An 18,955-nucleotide genomic window follows, 5' to 3' on the forward strand; every position below is an offset into this window, starting at 1 on the left:
TCAGAACTGCTGGGCGGGCCCGCGGTTCTGCTCCAGCTGCTTGATCAGGCGGTCGCCCAGGATCTCCGGGATGACCCGTTCCGCGGAGCGGGCCGCCGCAGCGCTCAGCGCGGACATCACCAGGGGGCGGAGGCGCTGCACCACTTTGGCGTAGTAGGGGATTTCCTCCTCTTCCGGCATCTCTTCCGCCCGGGCCAGCACGTGCTTGCGGACGACTTCGACGAGCAGCCCGGCGACGTGGTCGACGTCGTGCTGCAACTGCTCGGCCAAGTCCAGGACTTCCCCGAGCGGGACCCCGAGCGAGACCAGCTCCGCTCCCGCTTCCAGCAGCTTGGGGCTCGGGGCGACGAACCGGCGGCCGCGGCGTTCCAACAGCCCCAACTTCACGGAACGGGTGATGTTGTCCGGGGTCAACTGCTTGCCGAACAATTCCCGCAGCTCGGAAAGGGTGATCGCCCTGGCGGCCTCCTCCGCCCACGGAGCCCCGACGGCTTCTTCCAAGCCGAGCACGTCTCCCAGGCTGCGCCCGTTCTCCCAAGCGGTGATCATTTCTTTGATCTGGGCGAACGCGTAGCCGCGTTCGAGCATGTTGATGATCACGCGGAGCCGGACCAGGTGCGCGTCCGAGTAGATGGCGGCACGGCCCTGCCTACGTGGCGGAGGCAACAGCCCCCTGTCCTGGTAGACGCGCACGTTGCGCACCGTCGTACCTGCAGCCCGAGCTAGATCGTCGATCCGGTATTCCGCCACTTGCGGAAGTCTAGCTTCCTGGCAGGAGGTCCATCGGCACACCGGAACAAGCTCTGCGGACGCACCGTTTCCGGTTCGGTCCACGCGGGTGGCCGACCGAACCGGAAACGGTTGGACCACCGGGTCAATCGCCGGTTTTCACCTCGGCATCACCTGCGGGACGTCGTCCGCGCAAGACTCGGGCGATCACCGGCCACAGCAGAATGACCACCACCACCGCGTAGATGCAGCCTGCGAACGGCGTGTTGACCAGTCCGGTGATGTCGCCATCGCTGATCTGCAGAGCGCGGCGCATCTGCTGCTCCGCGGTCGGCCCCAGGATCACCGCGATGATCGCGGGCAGCACCGGCAACCCGTAGCGGCGCATCGCGAACCCGATCAAGCCGATGATGAAGAGCAGCAGCAGGTCGATGGAGCTGCCGCCGACCGCGTAGGCACCGACGCTGGCGAAGAACAGGATGCCCGCGTAGAGGTATGGCCGCGGGATCTGCAGCAGCTTCGCCCACACCGGGGCCAGCGGCAGGTTGAGGACGAGCAGCAGCACCGAACCGATGAACATGCTGGCGATGAGCGCCCAAACGAGTTCGGCTTCCCGCTCGAACAACAACGGTCCGGGCTGGATGCCGTACTGCTGGAAAGCCGCGAGCATGACCGCGGCAACGGCTGTGGTCGGCAGCCCGAGGGTCAGCATGGAAACCATGGTTCCGGCTGCGGAAGCACTGGCCGCCGCTTCCGGTCCTGCCACGCCTTCGATCGCACCCTTGCCGAATTCACCGCGGTGCTTCGACAACCGGCGTTCCAGCACATAGGACAGGAAGGTCGGGATTTCCGCACCACCCGCCGGAATGGCGCCGAACGGGAATCCGATCGCCGGTCCGCGCAGCCACGCCTTCCACGAACGCTGCACGTCCTGCTTGCCCAGCCAGGGCCGTCCGACCGGGATGGCCCGGTTGCCGTTGCGGCGCAGGTGAGCCGCGACCCACAGGGATTCCCCGATCGCGAACAGCCCCACCGCGACCACGACGACATCGACTCCGTCGGCCAGGTGCAGCAGGCCGAAGGTGAGCCGCTGCTGGCCGGTCATCTCGTCCAGCCCGATCAGTCCGATGGTGAGCCCGATCATCAGGGAAGCGAAACCGCGCAGCCGGGATTTGCCGAGCACCGAGGTCACCGCGATGAAGGCCAACACCATCAAGGCCAGGTAATCGGGGGCTCCGATGTTGACCGCCAGCGAGGCGACGGTCGGCGCGAGCAGGGTGAGCAGCGAGATGCCCGCGAAAGCACCGATGAAGTGGCCGATCGCCGCGGTGGCCAGCGCTTGGGCTCCCCTGCCCTTGCGGGCCATCGGGTTGCCTTCGATGGCCGCGACCACGGAGAAGCTCTCCCCGGGGGTGTTCAGCAGGATCGACGTCGTGGACCCGCCGAACATGCCGCCGAAGTAGATGCCGGCGAACATGATGAACGCCCCCGTCGGTTCCAGGGCGTAGGTGACCGGCAGCAGCAGGGCGACCGCCATGGCCGGTCCGATGCCCGGCAGCACGCCGATGGCGGTGCCCAGCAGCACCCCGATCGCCGCCCACATCAGGTTCACCGGGGTCAGCGCGGTGGTGAAACCGTCGAGCAGCAGTGCCAGAGTGTCCATGTCACAGCACCCCCATCAGCGGTCCGCCTGGCAAGGGGACACCGAGCAGGTTGTTGAAGACGACGTAGGTGAGCACCGAGAGCACCGCTGCGATCAACGGATCCCGGACAGCGTTGCGGCTGCCCAGCGCGTACGCGCAACCCCAGAACAGGATCATTCCGGACAGCGGGAAGCCGACGACGTTGACCAGGGCGGCGTTGACCAGGAAAGCCGCTGACAGCAGCAGGATCGTGCGCCAGTCGCTGGGCTCGGACAGGTCCACGTCCTCACCGGTTTCGGATTCGCCTCGCCCACCGCGCAGCACGTCGCGCGCCAGCAGCACGGCGATGACCACCAGCAGCGTTCCCACCACGTACGGGAAGGTCTTCGGTCCGACCGGACCGCGTTGCGTGAAATCGGTGGCCATTCCGGCGGTGTCCACCAGCACCAATCCGCCGAGCAGTGCCAGCAGGACGCAGATGCCAAGCTCGGAGTGCTCGCGCAACCACTGGCGGGTGGACTGCTTGCCGAACTTCTGCGCAGTTTCCGCCCTGTTCATGCCAGTCCCAACTCCCTCAGCACGTTGGCGACCCTTTCGTTCTCCTGCTGGAGGAAGCGACCGAACTGCTCCCCCGGATGGAACGCCTCGGTCCAGCCGTTCCGCTCCAGCGCTTCTTTCCACTCCGGAGTGCTGTTGAGCTGGGTGAAGAGGGAAACGAGTTTCCGGCGGTCCTCTTCGTCCAGTCCGGGCGGAGCCACTACACCGCGCCAGTTGGTGAATTCGACGTCCACTCCTGCTTCTTGCAGGGTGGGAGCGTCGATGCCGGGTATCCGCTCCGCGCTGGTGACCGCGAGGACCCGCAGTTCTCCCGCTTCGATCTGGTCGCGGTACTCACCGATGCCCGACACGCCGAAAGCGACTTTCCCGCCGAGCACGGAGGCGAGCAGCTCACCTCCGCCGTCGAACGGCACGTAGTTGACGTCCCGAGGGTTCAGTCCGATCGCCTCGGCCATCAGCATCGGGGCCAGGTGGTCGGGCCCGCCTGGGGACGAACCGCCACCGACGGGCGTGTGGCCCGGCTTGGCCTTCCAATCGTCGATCAGCTGCTTCAGATCCCGGTACGGCGAGTCCTTCGCCACCACGACCACGTTGGGTTCTTCGACCAGCTTGGCGATCGGGGTGGTGTCCTGCAAGGACACCGGGGAGTGGTTGGTGTAGACGCTGCCGACGACCCCCAAGCCCATGGACATCGCCAGCTTGCCGTTGCCCTGCTCGCTCACCAGCCGGCCGAGTCCTACGGTGCCACCCGCGCCGGGCAGGTTGAACACTTCGACGTGGTGGTTGAGCCCGGTGTCCTCCATGACCTTCGCGGCGGTGCGGGCGGTGACGTCGTAGCCGCCGCCCGGGGAATTCGGCACCATCACGCGAAACCCGCGGATCTGCGTTTCCGTGCTGCCTCCGGAGTCGGTGGTGACCAGCGGGGGCACCAGTAACACCAGGAGCAATGCCCCGGCGACAGCCAGTGCACTTCGTATGCGCACAGCGAAATCCCGCCTCTCCGTTGTGGTGGGAAGGTGAGCTGGCTCATGCTGCACACAGCCGTGCCGGATTGTCTCGGTTAAGCAGTTATCGACACTTCCGTAAGTTCTGTAACTCGAGCGGTCCAGTTCCGGTGGTCTCCCGGCGAGGACGCGCTCACCTGCGCTGATGCCGCCCGGCCAGCAGAGGCGGGCGGCACCGGAGCTAACGTTTCGGAATCACGGCGCAGAGGAGCGGAAGGAGGAGGCGAGGTGTTCCGGAACAGAGGTTCGCTTTCCCGGCAGCTGCTCGGCGGTCAGTTGATCATCATCTTCCTGCTGCTGGCCTCGGTCGTCGTTTTCTCCGTGGCGCAGACGAACACCTCCTTCCGCAACACGCAGGGGCGCAAACTGCTCTCCGCCGCCGAGGACGTGGCCGCCACCACCGGAGTGCGGATCAGCCTCACCGATCCCTACAAGCAGGACGCCCTGGCCGTGTTCGCCGAGAGCGCCCGCAGCCTGTCGGGGGCCGACTACGTGCTCATCGCCGATGCCCACGGCACCGTGCTGGCGTCCCCGGACCCCGAGCAGCGCGGCCATCGGCTTCCGCTGGGCGACAGCACGGTGCTGGCCGGCCGCGCATGGGTCGGGGAGGTCACCACCGACCGGAAGGACACCCTGGTGGCGCACGTGCCGGTGTTCTCCGAAGACGCCAGGATGATCGGCGTCGTGGCCGTCGGCAGCGCCACGCCGGACTTGCTGCAGGCGCTGCGGCAGGCCCCGGAGTACCCGCTCGGCTTGCTGGCGTTCGGGGCGGTGCTGGGCGTGGCGGGCTCGGTGCTGCTCGCCCGACGGGTCAAGCGACAGACGCTGGGATTGGAGCCGGCCGAGATCACCGGGCTGGTCGAGCACCGGGAAGCCCTGCTGCACGGGATCCGCGAAGGCGTGCTGGGCGTGGACCAGCAGAACCGCGTCACCTTGGTCAACGAGCAGGCCCGGCAGTTGCTCAGCCTTCCGGACGACTGCGTGGGCCTCCCCGTGGATTCCCTGGTCGCCGACGAGAGGACCAAGGACGTGCTGACCGGGCGGACGGACGGCACGGACCAGATCGTGCTGCACGAGGACAAGATCGTGGTGATCAACCGGATGCCGATCTCCGGGATCGGAGCGGTGATAACCATGCGGGACCGCACGGAGCTGATGGACCTGCAGCAGGAGCTGGCGGTCCACCGCAACGTGACGGACACGCTCCGCGCGCAGGCGCACGAGTTCACCAACCGGCTGCACACCATCTCCGGGCTGCTGGAGCTCGGCGAGCACGAGGAACTCCAGCGATTCGTGCACCGGATCAGCCACACCCGGGAGCAGTGGCAGCACGAGGTGAGCTCCCGCATCCACGATCCGGCGACGGCCGCGCTGCTGATCGCCAAGGCCAGTTTGGCGGCCGAGCGCGGAGTGGGTCTGCGGCTGCGGGAGGACAGCTGCCTTCCCGCGCTGGACGAGGAGCTGTCCGCCGACCTGGTCACCGTGCTGGGCAACCTGGTCGACAACGCGCTGGACGCGGTGGAGACCGGAGGCACCGGTGATCGGTGGATCGAAGTGGGCTTGCAGTGCACCGACGAAGTGACCGTGGTGGTGCGCGACTCCGGCCCCGGGGTGACACCGGAAATCGTGGAGGAGGTCTTCCGGCACGGCTTCACCACCAAGGCCGCCGACAACGGTCCGCGCGGCTTGGGGCTGGCGCTGACGAGGCAGCTCTGCCACCGCCGTGGCGGGTCGGTGCACGTGCACAACGCCACCGGGGCCGTGTTCACCGCGCACCTGCCGCTCAAGCAGCTCGAGGGGCAGCCATGATCAGAGTTCTGGTGGTCGACGACGACTTCATGGTCGCCAGGATCCACAGCGGGTACGTCTCGCGGGTCGAGGGTTTCGAGGTGGTCGCGACCGCCCATTCCGGCGCCGAAGCGCTGCGCGCCGTTCAGCAGCACCAACCCGACCTGGTGCTGTTGGACATCTACCTGCCGGACATGGACGGGCTCAGCGTGCTGCGCCAGCTGCGAGCCGAGTCGGCGTCCCCGACCGCCGGTCCCGACGTCATCGTGATCAGCGCCGCTCGCGATTTGGACTCGGTGCGGGGCGCGGTGCGCAGCGGCGCACTGCACTACTTGATCAAACCGTTCAGCTACGAGGCGCTGCGCGACCAGCTGGAGCACTACCGCTTCCTGCACCGGAAGTTCAGTTCGCTGGCCGGTAGCACGGAGGCCGCTCAACAGGACGTGGACCAGATGTTCGGTGTCCGCGCCCGTCCGTCCGCCGCCGCCCCCAAGGGGTTGGCTTCGGAGACCGCTGCGGTCGTCGAACGGATCCTGCGCCGGGCCACGGAAGGCGGCGGGGACATCTCCGCCAGCGAGTGCGCGGACGTCGCGGAGCTCTCCCGGGTCAGCGCTCGCAAGTACCTCGAGCACTTCGTCGCAACGGGGCGGGCCGAGGTTCGACTGCGCTACGGGGGGACAGGACGACCGGAGCGCCGATACCGTTGGTCATCGTAACTGCACCGAACGTGGCACTCTCCCTCCCTCGAGGGGGCTACCAGAAGTTTTCGGGCTCGCGCCAGGAAATTTTTGGTGAATTAGCCAACACTTCAGCGATCCGTCCCCGCTCGAAACAACGTTTTCCCTGATGGAAACGAGGAATCTGGGAGCTCCTCCGAGCTACCCCTTGGTAACGTGGTCGGGTGCCCGGGACGAGTACTATGAGCAAAATCCCCGCCTCGGGAAAGAGTAAACGCAAGATCAGTTGGGACCTGGTGCGCTCGGCTTGCGTGGTACTGGTGATGCTCTATCACGCGACAGCGCTCAGCGTCGAACTGCACCCCGAGCTGATCCCGCGGAATTACGTCTTCCCGTTCCAAGTCGGCGCAAGCATGTTGTTGGTCATCTCCTCGTACTTCGCTTGCGTCACGGTCGGACGCAGTTCTGCACTGCGCTACTTATGGGGACGCTTCGCGAGATTGCTGCCACCGTTCTTCAGCGCCGTGGTAGTGATCTTCTTGGTGATGCGTTGGGCCGCGATCGACGGCTGGTTCTACCCCACGTTCGGGGATCTGGTGTCGAATCTGCTGATGCTGTGGCACTGGAAACCGGACGACTACTTCTTCATCGACGGCTCGCACTGGACGATTCCCCTGCAACTGATGGGATTCGTCGCGGCCGCCGTGCTGTATCGAACGAAGTTCGGGCACGGGGATCGGATCAAGATCGTCCTGTGGCTGGCGGTGCTGCTGCCCATCGCCCAGTGGCCGTACCGCGTTTCCCACCCGCCGGAGACCTACCGCTTGATCGTTGACGGCCTGGGAGCCCACCGCTGGCACCTGTTCGTCGCCGGCGTGGCCATCTGGATGTGGTCCACCCGACGTCTCAGCCACACCCACTTCGGTGCCCTGCTGCTGAGCTGCATGGTGGCCCAGGCCCTGCACAACCACGCGGAAACCCCTGAAGGCCTGGTGGCCGACTGGGGCTCCACCACAGCGGTCTGCATCGGCCTGGTCGTGATCGCCGCCACCGCCAAGGGGCCGGACTGGAACGCGGTGATCCCCGACTGGCTGGCCGGCCGGATCAAGTGGTTCGCCGGCATCTCCTACGGCGTGTTCCTGATGCACCAGACCATCGGCTACATCGTGTGCCGGGAGCTGCAGGACCTCGGGTTCGGCCCGACCGTGCAGACGGCTGGAATGGTGCTCACCGGCGTGCTGAGCGGGTGGGCGTTGACCCGCGTGGTCGAGCGCCCGGCGCACAAGTTCCTGATGCAAACCTACGAGCGGTTGGCCGCACGGCGGAGCGCGCAGCAGACGATGTCGGTCCAGGCCTAGTCCTCCTGCGGACCGGCCGCCGCACCAGCGAGCTCGCCGCCCGCTGGGCCGGTGCACCGGCAAGCCTCCCGGGGCACCGGCCCAGCGGCGCAGCGGCCCTGTGGCAGCACGAGCCCTCGGTCCCGGCACCGGGCAGCTGCAGACCTCCCGGCTGCCTCTCCTACTTCGAACGGTTGTGCGCTCCAGGACCGTCCTGCTCCGTTGACGAACCAATTCGCTTCGCGCGATGCGCACCCGCTCGCCCCCTGGGGCGCTGCTCCCCTGGACCTCCCCCGGGAGGCGCCGAGGTGGCGGATTGCGCGAGCGGACCGAGCGCGGAGGCCGCAGCAGGTCCAGCGCCTCACCGGACGCGCTGACCCGGTTGAGCGGCCTGGTCCGGTGGCGAGATCGCACGCTCCGACGCCCCGATCAGCGCAGAAGTCGAACCCGAGCACCTGGCGAAGACCATGGCGAGCCGGACCAGGGCCCCGGCACCGACCAGCGCCTCGTCGCGCCGCGGCAGCGCTTCCCACCGCACCGCGGTCAGAGCCGATCCGCACGCGGGACGACCGCGGCAGGGGACTCGTCGTGGCGGTCGACGTCGGCGAGGCGTTGCACGGGCAGAAGCGCCGGTGGTGAACCGCGATCAGGCCATCGCCACCCGCCCCGGCGGTGCCCCGCTTGGCCGAGCGGACGCCGCCGCGGCGCCTGGTCCGCCCGGGCCGGTCGATGACCACCTGCCAGATGCGCAGGCCTGTTCAACCAGCAGGCCGCGGTCGGGCGGTGAGGAGGAGCTGCGCCCCGGAGTGAGCCGGTTGCCGTCCACCAGCCGCACGGGTTCCGTTCGCCGCGTCCCGCGCGAAGGCCAACACCCCGCGGTGCGCAGCACCCCGGACGGGGAGGTGGCGCGGCGCTGCTCGTCATTCGCCGGGAACCCCGCAACGCATTCCGGCGAATATTCCATTCCGGACCATTCCACCGAACAACGCGGGCCCTCTGCCGAAGCGTCACCGAGCTGAGTGGTCAGTCCTGGACCGCCAGTGCGACCACCCGGCAACGCTCCGGCCGCCCGCAGCTCACCCGCGCACCCGCTCCGAGCTGTTGGCCTGCTGGTTCTCCGGAGCCAGCTCCTCAGCGCGCTGCTTGGGCAGGGTGAAGTTCTCCGTCGGCAGCTGTCCGGTTCGGACGGCGGTGTCCACGTAGACGTCCGAACCGCTGGTCGCCGCACCGGTTTCAGCCGAGAACAGGAACGGTTCCGCCGCCGCCAACACCTGCTGGGCACCACGAACCCGCTCGGCGAGGTCCCGACGCAGGCGCAGCATGGTTTCGGCGTACTCGTCGGCCCGCTTGATCCGCCGCTCGGCCTCCGCAGTGGCTTCCCGCACGCGCCGCTCGGCCTCGGCCCGGCTGGTCCGCTCGCGCTCGGCGAGGATCCGCATCGCCTCTTCGCGGCGCGCGGCCATCGAGATCTCGAAGTCCCGTTCCACCTGGGTGCGGCGCTGTTCCGCCTCCTCGTCCAGCTTCCGGCGGTGCTGTTCGGCCTCTTGCGCCATCCGCTGCACTTCTTCGCGAGTGCGTGCCAGCATCTCGTTGCGCTGGCGTTCGGACTGCCGACGCCACTCGTCAGCTTCGGCGACCAAACGTTCGTACCGTTCGCGCAGCTCAGCAGCGGCCTGTTCGGAGCGAGCCCACTCGTGCTCGGCGGCCGCCCGCGCGGAAGCGATCACCTCGTTGGCCTCGTCCCGGGCAAGTCGGACCATTCTCCGCAGGCGGTCGGACAAAGCGGACTCGTCGATCGGCGTCCGAGCCTGCTCGTCGAGCTGCCTCTTGAGCTCCTTGATCTCCGCACGCGCCTGTTCCAGCTGCGCGGATAAGTCCTCGACCTGGCTCAGTGCAGCATCGCGGTCTGCTGTGAGCATTCGGATTTCCGCTTCGGCCTGCTGCACGTAGTACTTGACCTGAGAACGACGGAACCCGTACCAGACAGTGTCGAAGTCCGCTTTCAACGGCACCAGCTCGCGATCTTCGTTCTGCCCCACGGTCTCACCCCACTCGGTAGTCAGTGTGTTCTGGAGCGAACCGCGCCCCGACGCGGCATGTCCGTTGTGCACCTGAACGACGTCCGTGAATTTGCTCCGCTGGACTCCTCGGATGACCCGATCGGACGCTGGACTGCGCTGCAACGGACCGCTATCGCCATTCTTCACGGCAGTTGCGACATAGATCAACATAGTCGCGCTTGCAGCAACACAACGGACGTGCAACGTTGCTGGTTCCCGACGAGGACGAGAACCGATCACCCGAATCAGTTCAGCGCGGCGGATTCCAGCACCCGGCGGAAGATCGTTTCGATCTCGTCTCGACTCGGCACCGATTCCCGGACGATGTGCTGGAACAGCAGGCCGCAGAACAACGCGGCGAGCACCTGCCCGGTGGTCTGGTCGGTGCAGGACGCGAACAGCTCCGCCAGGGCGGCGTCCCACTCCTGGCTGAGGTGCCGCAGCGCGGGGCGGTGCAGGGCGGCTATGTAGAGCTGGTGCCCGACCAGGGTCTGGGGGCGGGCTGGCCCCAGGTAGTGCAGGACGAGGTCGGTCAACGCGGCCGCCAGGTCGTCCTGCCCCTGCAGCTCCCGCGCCCACGCCTGGATGTGCGCGACGTCGTCTTCAGCTGCTTGTTTCAACGCGCTCGCCAGCAGGTCGTCCAGGGTGGCGAAGTAGTACGTCGTCGATCCCAGCGGAACACCGGCCGCAGCGGCAACGGCACGGTGAGTCAGCTTGTCCACCCCGCGTTCGGCGACCACCTGGATGGCTGCCCGTGCGATTCGCTCCCGGCGGCCGGGGTCCTTGCGGCGCACCCCGGTGGTAGTGGTCGCTGTTTCCGTGGTTGACATCCGGTTCGGTGTTCCTCCTGTACCACTCGAGGCACGCGTGACGCATCAGCTCGTCCCCACCCTGCCACGTCACCGGCCCAGTTCGATGCAGCCCAAGTCACCCGATTTGCGTTTGACCAGTTCAGCGCGCATTTTTTGCTGCCAAATTCATGTAACACCGGGCGGTGATGTACAGATGTACATGATTTGGTGCTAGGGTCTTGCGCGACGCCAGCCCGAGCAGGGCCGACGAGAACGTCGCGGAATTAGCAACGGAGCCCCACCGAATGGACAACCAGGAGGTGAGAAGGCAGCTGCACAGTTCTGGCGCCTTCGGCGAATTTTGTGATCGCCAGAACTCGCTCCGCTAGCTCGAGCAGTCCGACGCAGCAAAGCACGCATTCGCGCGACTGCGTTCAGTCCCCGACGCAAGAAACGCAAAGACCACAAAGAGGATTTCGTTTTATGCCGCAAGCAGAGGAAAACTCGCGGAGCAACAGCCGCACCGGCGCTTCCGCACCAACGCTGTACATCAACGGCCAGTGGGTGCACGCAGCGGCCGGCGGCGTCCGCGAGATCCACTGCCCCGCTGACGGCACGCACGTGGCCACCGTGGACGAAGCCGACCGCAGCGATGTCGAACGCGCCATCGCCGCGGCCCGCCGCACCTTCGACGAAGGCAGCTGGGCCAATTCCTCCCCTTGGGAACGCGGCGACCTGCTGCTGCGGGTGAGCGACATCCTGGTGCGGGACCGGGAGAAGTTCGCCCGCGCCGAGTCCCTCGACACCGGAAAACGGCTGGTCGAGAGCGGCTACGACATGGACGACATCGCCGCCTGCTTCCGCTACTACGGGAAGATCGCCGGCACCGACGCCGGTCGGGTGGTGGACACCGGCAGTCCCGACGCCATCAGCCGGGTGCAGTACGAACCGGTGGGCGTGTGCGGCCTGATCACCCCGTGGAACTACCCGCTGCTCCAGGTCGCCTGGAAGGTCGCCCCGGCTCTGGCCGCGGGCAACACGTTCGTGCTCAAGCCCAGCGAGCTCACGCCGAGCACCGCCATCCTGCTGATGCAAGCGCTCGCCGAAGCCGGCCTGCCCGCCGGGGTGGGCAACCTCGTGCTGGGCAGCGGCGCTGAAGTCGGCGCGGTGCTCTCCGAACACCCGGACGTGGACCTGGTCTCCTTCACCGGCGGGTTGCACACCGGGCGCAAGATCGCCGCCAGCGCGGCCGCCACCGTGAAGAAGGTCGCCCTGGAACTCGGCGGGAAGAACCCGAACATCGTGTTCGCCGACGCCGACTTCGACACCGCGGTGGACTACGCGCTCACCGCTGTGTTCCTGCACTCCGGGCAGGTGTGCTCGGCTGGCGCCCGGTTGATCGTGCAGGACGAGCTGCACGACGACTTCGTGGCCGAGGTCGTGCGTCGAGCGGAGAAGATCCGCATCGGTGGCCCGTTCGACGAGGACGCCGAGACCGGTCCGCTGATCTCCGAGGAGCACCTGCGGAAGGTCGAGGACTACGTCTCCCGGGCCGTCGCCGAAGGAGCGGTGCTGCGCACCGGCGGCCGCCGTCCGGAAGGTGAGCGCTACGCGAACGGCTACTACTACTTGCCGACCGTGCTCGACGAGGTCGAACAGGGTTCCTTCGCGGTGACCGAGGAGTCCTTCGGACCGGTGCTCACCGTCGAGCGGTTCACCGACGAGGACGACGCCGTGCGGATCGCCAACGACACGCACTACGGCCTGGCCAGCGCGGTCTTCACCGGTGACCCGGCGAAGGCCCAGCGAGTGGCCAACCGGTTGCGGCACGGCACCGTGTGGATCAACGACTTCCACCCCTACCTGCCGCAGGCGGAATGGGGCGGCTTCAAGCAATCCGGCATGGGACGCGAGCTCGGCCCGTCCGGCCTGCGCGAGTACCAGGAAGCCAAGCACGTCTACCAGAATTTGCGCCCGGCTCCTCAGCACTGGTTCTCCGGGCGGTGAAGGAGGATTTGTTCGCTGTCGCGATCATTTCCCCGGATTCTTTGACCAGATCAATTGCTCATCGAATTTGCCTGTCAGCGCGGACAGGTTGACGAACGCGCACGAACCACCCGATTCGGCCGCTTCCGAAATATCGGGAGCGGCGATTCGGGAAAGGAGTTCAGGGCATGAGCGTGCCCAATTACGACGCTGAACTGAACGAATTCGGTTATCAGAACAAGCTGAAAAGAACACTCGGCGGTTTCCACACGTTCGCCGCCGGCATCAGTTACATCTCGGTGCTCACCGGCACCTTCCAACTGTCCTACTTCGGCATTTCCTTCGGCGGGCCCGCCTACTGGTGGTCGTGGCCGATGGTGTTCCTCGGGCAGTTGTGCGTGGCGTTGAGTTTCGCCGAGCTGGCTTCGCAGTACCCAATCGCCGGATCGGTGTACAACTGGGCCAAGAAGCTGGGCGGCCAGCACATCGGCTGGCTGGCCGGCTGGATGATGCTGGTGGCCTCGATCGTCTCCATCGCGGCGACCGCCCTGGCCTACCAGAACACCCTCCCCCAGATCTGGGAGGGCTTCCAGCTGGTCGGTGACGGCAGCACCTCCACCGACCAGGCGGTGAACGGCATCGTCCTGGCTTCGGCCCTGGTCCTGTTCACCACCCTGGTCAACGCCTTCGGCGTGCGGCTGATGGCCCGGATCAACAGCTTCGGGGTCTTCCTGGAACTGGTGGCGGCCGTGCTGCTGATCGTGGCGCTCGCCCTGGCCTCCAACCACAGCCCGGACGTCGTGCTGGACACCCAGGGCACCGAAGCGGCCTACGGCGGCAACTACTTCTACGCCTTCCTGGTGGCGGCCATCGCCTCCTCCTACGTGATGTACGGGTTCGACACCGCCTCTTCGCTGGGCGAGGAGTCCATCGACCCGCACCGCAACGCCCCGAAGGCGATCCTGCGAGCACTGATCGCCTCCTTCGTGCTGGGTGGCCTGATCCTGCTGTTCGGGCTCATGGCGGCCCGCGACCTGGCTGCGCCCGAACTGCGGTCGAACGGTCTGCAGTTCGTGCTCAACGACTCGCTCGGCCCGGTGGTCGGTCGCCTGTTCCTGTTGGCGATCTTCATCGCCATCACGGTCTGCGTGCTGGCCGTGCACACCGCGGCGATCCGAATCGCCTTCGCCATGGCCCGCGACAACGCGCTTCCGGCCGGGAACAAGCTGGCCCGGGTCAGCCCCCGCTTCCAAACCCCGGTGGTGCCCGCGGTGCTGATCGGTGTGCTGGCCATCGCGCTGCTGGCGGTGAACATCAACCAGCCGCAGATCTTCACCGCCATCACCAGCCTGGCGATCATCCTGATCTACATCTCCTACCTGCTGGTGACGGTGCCCATGCTGATCGCCCGCATCCGCGGCAAGTGGTCTTCCAAGCCCCAGGAAGGACGGTTCCGCCTCGGCAAGTTCGGCCTGCCGATCAACGTCCTGGCCGTGCTGTGGGGCGCCGGCATGGCGATCAACCTCGCCTGGCCGCGGCGCGAGGTCTACAACGCCGAGCCGCCCTTCCACTGGTACCTGCAGTACAGCTCAGTGCTCTTCGTCGGCATCGCTGCGCTGGGTGGATTCGCCTACTACTGGTTCGTGCAGCGGCACCGCATCGGTGTCCTGCAGGAACACGCCTCCCAGCCGGTGAGCCCGGAAGGGGACGCTGAAGCGGTCGCTGTCAACGAGGGAGTCGCAAAGAAATGACTGATCAATTCGACTACGTCGTCGTCGGTGGCGGAAGCGCGGGGGCAGCTGTTGCCGCCCGGCTTTCCGAAGACCCGGACGTCACCGTGTGCCTGCTGGAAGCAGGCCCCTCCGACGTGGGGGACAAAGCCATCCTCGAGCTGAAGCGCTGGATGGCCCTGCTGGAGTCCGGTTACGACTGGGACTACCTCATCGAACCGCAGGAGAACGGCAACTCGTTCATGCGGCACGCCCGTGCCCGGGTGCTCGGCGGCTGCTCCTCGCACAACTCCTGCATCGCCTTCTGGGCTCCCGCCGAGGACCTCGACGAGTGGGAGTCGATGGGTTGCACCGGCTGGGGAGCCAAGGACATCTTCCCGCTGTACAAGCGCCTGGAGACCAACGACGCCCCCGGTGACCACCACGGTCGCAGCGGTCCGGTGAACATCCGCACCGTTCCCCCGAAGGACCCGTGCGGTGTGGCGCTGCTGCAGGCCTGCGAGCAGGCCGGCATCCCGACCACCCCGTTCAACACGGGCAAGACGGTGACCAACGGGGCCAACTGGTTCCAGATCAACGCGCACGAGGACGGCACCCGCTCCTCGTCCTCGGTCTCCTACCTGCACCCGATCATGGGCAAGCGGCCGAACCTGGAGATCCGCACCGAGGCCCGGGTCAAGAAGGTGACCTTCGACGGCAAGCGGGCGACCGGCGTGCAGTACCTGGACCCGGACCTCATCCACACCCGCACCGTGCTGGCGCGGCGCGAGGTCGTGCTGTCGACCGGGGCCATCGACACCCCGAAGCTGCTGATGCTGTCCGGCATCGGTCCGGCCGAGCACCTGCGGGAAATGGGCATCGACGTGCTGGTCGACTCGCCCGGCGTCGGGTCGAACCTGCAGGACCACCCGGAGGGCGTCATCGGCTGGGAGGCCAAGCAGCCGATGGTCACCGACTCCACGCAGTGGTGGGAGATCGGCATCTTCCACACCACCCAGCCGGGCCTGGACCGACCGGACCTGATGATGCACTACGGCTCGGTGCCGTTCGACATGCACACGGTCCGCCAGGGCTACCCGACCACGGAGAACGGGTTCACCCTGACCCCGAACGTCACCCACGCCCGTTCCACCGGGACCGTGCGGCTGCGCAGCCGCGACTTCCGGGACAAGCCCAAGGTGGACCCGCGCTACTTCACCGACCCGCACGACATGCGGGTGATGACGGAGGGCATCAAGCTGGCTCGCAAGATCGTCTCCCAGCCAGCGATGCAGGAGTGGGCCGGCGCCGAGCTGTACCCGGGGCCGGACGTGCAGAGCGACGACGAGATCGCCGACTACATCAAGCGCACCCACAACACCGTCTACCACCCGGCGTGCACCGTCGCGATGGGTGCTGACGACGACCGGAGCAAACCGCTGGACGCCCGCCTGCGGGTCAAGGGCGTGCAGGGGCTGCGGGTCGCGGACGCGTCGGTGATGCCGTTCCTGGTGACCGTCAACCCGAACATCACCACGATGGCGATCGGCGAGAAGTGCTCCGACATGCTCAAGGAGGACAACCGCTGATCACCCCGGGTGGCGGGCGCGACGCCCGCCACCTCCTCCCACGAGGACCCCTCCTCCCCCGTCCCGGAGGGGTCCTCGTTCACGTCCGCCGGAAAACGCGGGCGGCTCCCGCTGGTGGTGCAATCGTGGTCGGGGTGGCAGGACGATCGGTGCACTTCGCCACGATCGCTCCCTCCCACCGGCCACCGGCCGCATACCATGATCAAGGTCAAGCGGTTCTCGACCACCGGAGTTGAACATGTCGAAGAAGGCCAAGTCCGCCGGGGTGTCCGCGCTCATCGCGGTGGTCGCGTTCGTGGTGTGGTTCTTCTTCGACGTGGACCTGCTGGAAGATCCGGCGTCCCCGCCCCCGTCACCGCCGGCGACCCGAGCTGAAGAGCAGCTCGCGCAGCTCCGGGTCGCTCCGGCCGGATCGATGGAGGGCTACTCCCGGGAGCGGTTCGAGCACTGGGTGGCCCAGCCCGATGCCGGCAAGAACTGCAACACCCGGGAGGCCGTGCTGCGCCGCGACGGGGAGAACGTCCAGGTCAACAACGCTTGCGAGGCGGTTTCCGGAACTTGGGTGAGCGCCTACACCGGGGAACGGCTCACCGATCCGTCCGACGTGGACATCGATCACCTGGTCCCGCTGGCCAACGCCTGGCGCAGCGGCGCGAACACCTGGGACGACCAGCGCCGGGAGCAGTTCGCCAACGACCTGGAATCCCCGCAGTTGTTGGCCGTGGACTCCAGTTCCAACCGCAGCAAGGGCGACCAGGACCCGTCCCAGTGGAAGCCGATGCGGGAAGCCTGGTGCGACTACGCCAAGGACTGGATCGCCGTCAAGCACACCTACCAGTTGTCGGTGACCGCCGAGGAGAAGTCAGCGCTGCAGGAAATGCTGGCCACCTGCGGTTGAGCACCGCTCGCCCCGACGGCGCTCGGTGCGCGTTCAGCCCGCAGGACCGCTTCGTCCCGCGGGTGTGGGAAACCCCGGAGGAACCCGAGGCTTCCCACCGCGCTCTCAGGACAGGTCCCGGGTCAGCTGATCGTGGTCGTGGTCAGCACCGGGTTCGGGTTCGGGTAGCAGCTCGACGGCACCTCGACGTCACCGATGATGGTCGAGACGACCGCGTTGAACGTCAGCCCCGGGTCGTCGTAGCTGGTGCCGTACAGCTTGGTTTCGATGGTGCCGGACTCCCCCGCCTTCAGGTGGGCGGTGACGGTGGGCAGCTCGAACTCGGCACCTCCGGCGAGCGGCCCGTCCAGGTGCAGCGTGGCGATTCCGCCGTCCACGGTCAGCGTTGGCGGGTTGGGGCCGAGGTTGAAACCGCCGGACAGTTCGGCGGAGACGAACTCGGAGTTCTCCGGGATCGGGATCTTCAACTCGAACCCTTCGACCTGCTCGACCTGGAAGCCGTTCACCTCGGCCGGCACGGTGTTGGGCGCCGGGTCGATGACGATTTCCAGGTCACCGCCCGGGGCCACCGTTTCCGGTGCGGTGACCTCGGTGCTCTGCTGCAGGCTGAATTCCTGCTGCCCCAGCGGGGAGTCGCCCGCGCAATCGAAGTTGACCTCGAACGATGCCGCCAGCGCCTGCGGAGCGAGCGCGAGCGCGGTCGCGGCCGTGATCGCTGCCGCAGCAGCTGCACGCTTCCCTTGGAAAACGGACATGGTGTCCTCTCTTCGCACAACGAACAAAGGGGGAGGAATGCCGCGCGGCACCGCCATGCTTACCGGCTGGTAAACATGGGGTCAACGTTCGCGAAAACCAGTCGGATTACCGTTTTTGCCCGAAAAATGACCGGAGGTGCCCGAGCGGTGGGAACAACCGCCGAAACGGCGAAAACCTCGGAGCTCGGCCGGTCGTCCCACCTCGCGGGTTCCCGTCGCGCGCAACGACGAGTAGTCGGTGAGGGCTGAACGCGGGACAAGCACCCCTGCTCGCGATTCACCCGCTCCACCGGACCTAGTCGGCCAGCGACACCCCCGTGCGGCGTTCCACGACCTGCACCGCGGCGCTGTGGTCCAGTTCGCTGCCGCCGGACTCGACCAGTTCCTGCATGATGCGGGCAGCCGCTTCGAAGACCTGGTTGTCGGCCACCCCGTCGGTCAGCTCCCGAATGATGCCGATGTCCTTGAACTGGGTGCGCGCCGCCGCGCCGAGGCTGAAGTCGCGGTTGAGCATGCGTTCCCCGTGCAGCTCCAGGATCCGGCTCGCCGCGTAGCCGCCGAGCAGCGCTTCCCGGACCGCCGCCGGATCCGCTCCGAGCGCCTTGGCGGTGACCAGGGCTTCGGCGACGACCGCGATGTTGGCGGTGACCACCAGTTGGTTGCAGGCCTTGGCCACCTGGCCAGCACCCGGTCCCCCGCACACCACCAGGCGCGCCGCGACGGCCTGCAGCACTTCTTCTGCTGCGGACAGGTCTTCGGCGTCGCCACCGGCCATCACGGACAGGGTCCCGGCGCGCGCTGCGGTCGGTCCGCCGGAAACCGGGGCGTCCACCGCCGGACAACCGCGGGCCCGCAGCTCGGCGGCCAGGGCGCGGGAGTCCGCCGGGGCGCAGGTGCTGGTGTCCACGACCACGAAGTGGTCCCCGTCGGTGATCGCCCCGTGCTCGCCGAGCAGTGCTTGGCGGACCACGGGCCCGCCGGGGAGGGAGGTCAGCAGCACCGATTTCCCGCCGCGTTCGCGCAGCCACCGGGACACTTCGGCGGGTGATTCGGCGGTGCGCACGCCTTGAGCTCGCGCTTCTCGGCGGGTCTGTTCCCGACGCGAAGTGGCGACCACGTCGAACCCGGTCTCCTGCAACCGCTGGGCCAGGCTCAGGCCCATCGGCCCCAAGCCGATCACGCCCACCGAAACGGTCATTGCCCTTGCTCCTTCCACAGCCGGAGTTACCCCATCGGTGTAACAGCCTGCCCTGTTCGGAGCGGCACCGGTCTGCCAACTGCGCCGATGGAATTCCCCACCGGTGCCCGCGCCGCTGATCGGCGCAAAGGGGCTAGCCACCATACCGTCTAGTCGGTATGGTTCGCTCATGGGCTCCAGCGAGGTTGCCGCATCCGCCGCGATCGACGCGGTGATCTTCGACTACGGCGGGG

Annotated in this window: 16 protein-coding genes; 7 read left to right on the forward strand and 9 right to left on the reverse strand. The window is 67.3% G+C overall.

What is annotated here, in order from left to right; genetic code table 11:
* The 4 genes from SREC43747_RS0113560 to SREC43747_RS0113575 all read right to left on the reverse strand — a co-directional run bounded on the left by SREC43747_RS0113560 (position 1) and on the right by SREC43747_RS0113575 (position 3,895).
* Complete coding sequence (locus tag SREC43747_RS0113560; protein WP_029721816.1) at positions 1 to 750, reverse strand: MerR family transcriptional regulator; 750 nt, start codon at positions 748 to 750, stop codon at positions 1 to 3.
* A gap of 124 nt (positions 751 to 874) precedes the next feature.
* Positions 875 to 2,392, reverse strand: coding sequence for a tripartite tricarboxylate transporter permease (locus SREC43747_RS0113565; RefSeq protein WP_029721817.1), 1,518 nt, complete (start codon positions 2,390 to 2,392; stop codon positions 875 to 877).
* 1 nt (position 2,393) lies between these two features.
* Positions 2,394 to 2,930, reverse strand: coding sequence for a tripartite tricarboxylate transporter TctB family protein (locus SREC43747_RS0113570; protein ID WP_029721818.1), 537 nt, complete (start codon positions 2,928 to 2,930; stop codon positions 2,394 to 2,396).
* Positions 2,927 to 3,895, reverse strand: coding sequence for a Bug family tripartite tricarboxylate transporter substrate binding protein (locus SREC43747_RS0113575; protein WP_438646494.1), 969 nt, complete (start codon positions 3,893 to 3,895; stop codon positions 2,927 to 2,929). Before SREC43747_RS0113575 ends, SREC43747_RS0113570 begins: the two co-directional genes overlap by 4 nt.
* Positions 3,896 to 4,162: 267 nt before the next feature.
* Between SREC43747_RS0113575 and SREC43747_RS0113580 the strand changes: the two genes are divergently transcribed.
* The 3 genes from SREC43747_RS0113580 (at position 4,163) to SREC43747_RS0113590 (ending at position 7,757) form a co-directional block, all read left to right on the forward strand.
* Positions 4,163 to 5,743, forward strand: coding sequence for a sensor histidine kinase (locus SREC43747_RS0113580; protein WP_029721820.1), 1,581 nt, complete (start codon positions 4,163 to 4,165; stop codon positions 5,741 to 5,743).
* Positions 5,740 to 6,438, forward strand: a complete 699-nt coding sequence (locus tag SREC43747_RS0113585; protein ID WP_029721821.1) for a response regulator — start codon at positions 5,740 to 5,742, stop codon at positions 6,436 to 6,438. The genes SREC43747_RS0113580 and SREC43747_RS0113585 overlap by 4 nt, the downstream gene beginning before the upstream one ends.
* Before the next feature lie 203 nt (positions 6,439 to 6,641).
* Positions 6,642 to 7,757, forward strand: a complete 1,116-nt coding sequence (locus tag SREC43747_RS0113590) for an acyltransferase family protein (RefSeq protein WP_037332000.1) — start codon at positions 6,642 to 6,644, stop codon at positions 7,755 to 7,757.
* A gap of 340 nt (positions 7,758 to 8,097) precedes the next feature.
* On the opposite strand, the gene SREC43747_RS21345 is transcribed toward SREC43747_RS0113590, so the two are convergent.
* The 3 genes from SREC43747_RS21345 to SREC43747_RS0113605 form a co-directional block, all read right to left on the reverse strand.
* Positions 8,098 to 8,274 carry a hypothetical protein gene (locus tag SREC43747_RS21345; RefSeq protein WP_160172996.1) on the reverse strand — a complete coding sequence of 59 codons (177 nt, stop codon included), beginning with the start codon at positions 8,272 to 8,274 and terminating at the stop codon, positions 8,098 to 8,100.
* 538 nt (positions 8,275 to 8,812) lie between these two features.
* Positions 8,813 to 9,775, reverse strand: coding sequence for a coiled-coil domain-containing protein (locus SREC43747_RS0113600; RefSeq protein WP_029721823.1), 963 nt, complete (start codon positions 9,773 to 9,775; stop codon positions 8,813 to 8,815).
* A gap of 266 nt (positions 9,776 to 10,041) precedes the next feature.
* Entirely contained in the window at positions 10,042 to 10,626 is a 585-nt protein-coding gene (locus SREC43747_RS0113605) for a TetR/AcrR family transcriptional regulator (protein ID WP_029721824.1), read from the reverse strand.
* Between the two features lie 444 nt (positions 10,627 to 11,070).
* On the opposite strand from SREC43747_RS0113605, the gene SREC43747_RS0113610 reads away from it, so the two are divergent.
* The 4 genes from SREC43747_RS0113610 to SREC43747_RS0113625 all read left to right on the forward strand — a co-directional run bounded on the left by SREC43747_RS0113610 (position 11,071) and on the right by SREC43747_RS0113625 (position 16,769).
* On the forward strand, positions 11,071 to 12,594 hold the full coding sequence (locus tag SREC43747_RS0113610) for an aldehyde dehydrogenase family protein (protein WP_051388017.1): 1,524 nt from the start codon (positions 11,071 to 11,073) through the stop codon (positions 12,592 to 12,594).
* A gap of 167 nt (positions 12,595 to 12,761) precedes the next feature.
* Positions 12,762 to 14,324: an APC family permease gene (locus SREC43747_RS0113615; RefSeq protein WP_029721826.1), complete on the forward strand. Its 1,563-nt coding sequence runs from the start codon at positions 12,762 to 12,764 to the stop codon at positions 14,322 to 14,324.
* Positions 14,321 to 15,871, forward strand: coding sequence for a GMC family oxidoreductase (locus SREC43747_RS0113620; RefSeq protein WP_029721827.1), 1,551 nt, complete (start codon positions 14,321 to 14,323; stop codon positions 15,869 to 15,871). Before SREC43747_RS0113615 ends, SREC43747_RS0113620 begins: the two co-directional genes overlap by 4 nt.
* A 238-nt stretch (positions 15,872 to 16,109) precedes the next feature.
* Positions 16,110 to 16,769: an HNH endonuclease family protein gene (locus SREC43747_RS0113625; RefSeq protein ID WP_029721828.1), complete on the forward strand. Its 660-nt coding sequence runs from the start codon at positions 16,110 to 16,112 to the stop codon at positions 16,767 to 16,769.
* Between the two features lie 122 nt (positions 16,770 to 16,891).
* On the opposite strand, the gene SREC43747_RS0113630 is transcribed toward SREC43747_RS0113625, so the two are convergent.
* Positions 16,892 to 17,524 (reverse strand): hypothetical protein, encoded by a 633-nt coding sequence (locus SREC43747_RS0113630; protein ID WP_029721829.1) that lies wholly within the window; start codon positions 17,522 to 17,524, stop codon positions 16,892 to 16,894.
* Between the two features lie 295 nt (positions 17,525 to 17,819).
* Positions 17,820 to 18,722, reverse strand: a complete 903-nt coding sequence (locus SREC43747_RS0113635; RefSeq protein ID WP_029721830.1) for an NAD(P)-dependent oxidoreductase — start codon at positions 18,720 to 18,722, stop codon at positions 17,820 to 17,822.
* Positions 18,723 to 18,955 lie beyond the last annotated feature (233 nt).

The sequence above is a fragment of the Saccharopolyspora rectivirgula DSM 43747 genome, assembly GCF_000497205.1.
Classification (GTDB): Bacteria; Actinomycetota; Actinomycetes; order Mycobacteriales; family Pseudonocardiaceae; genus Saccharopolyspora; species Saccharopolyspora rectivirgula.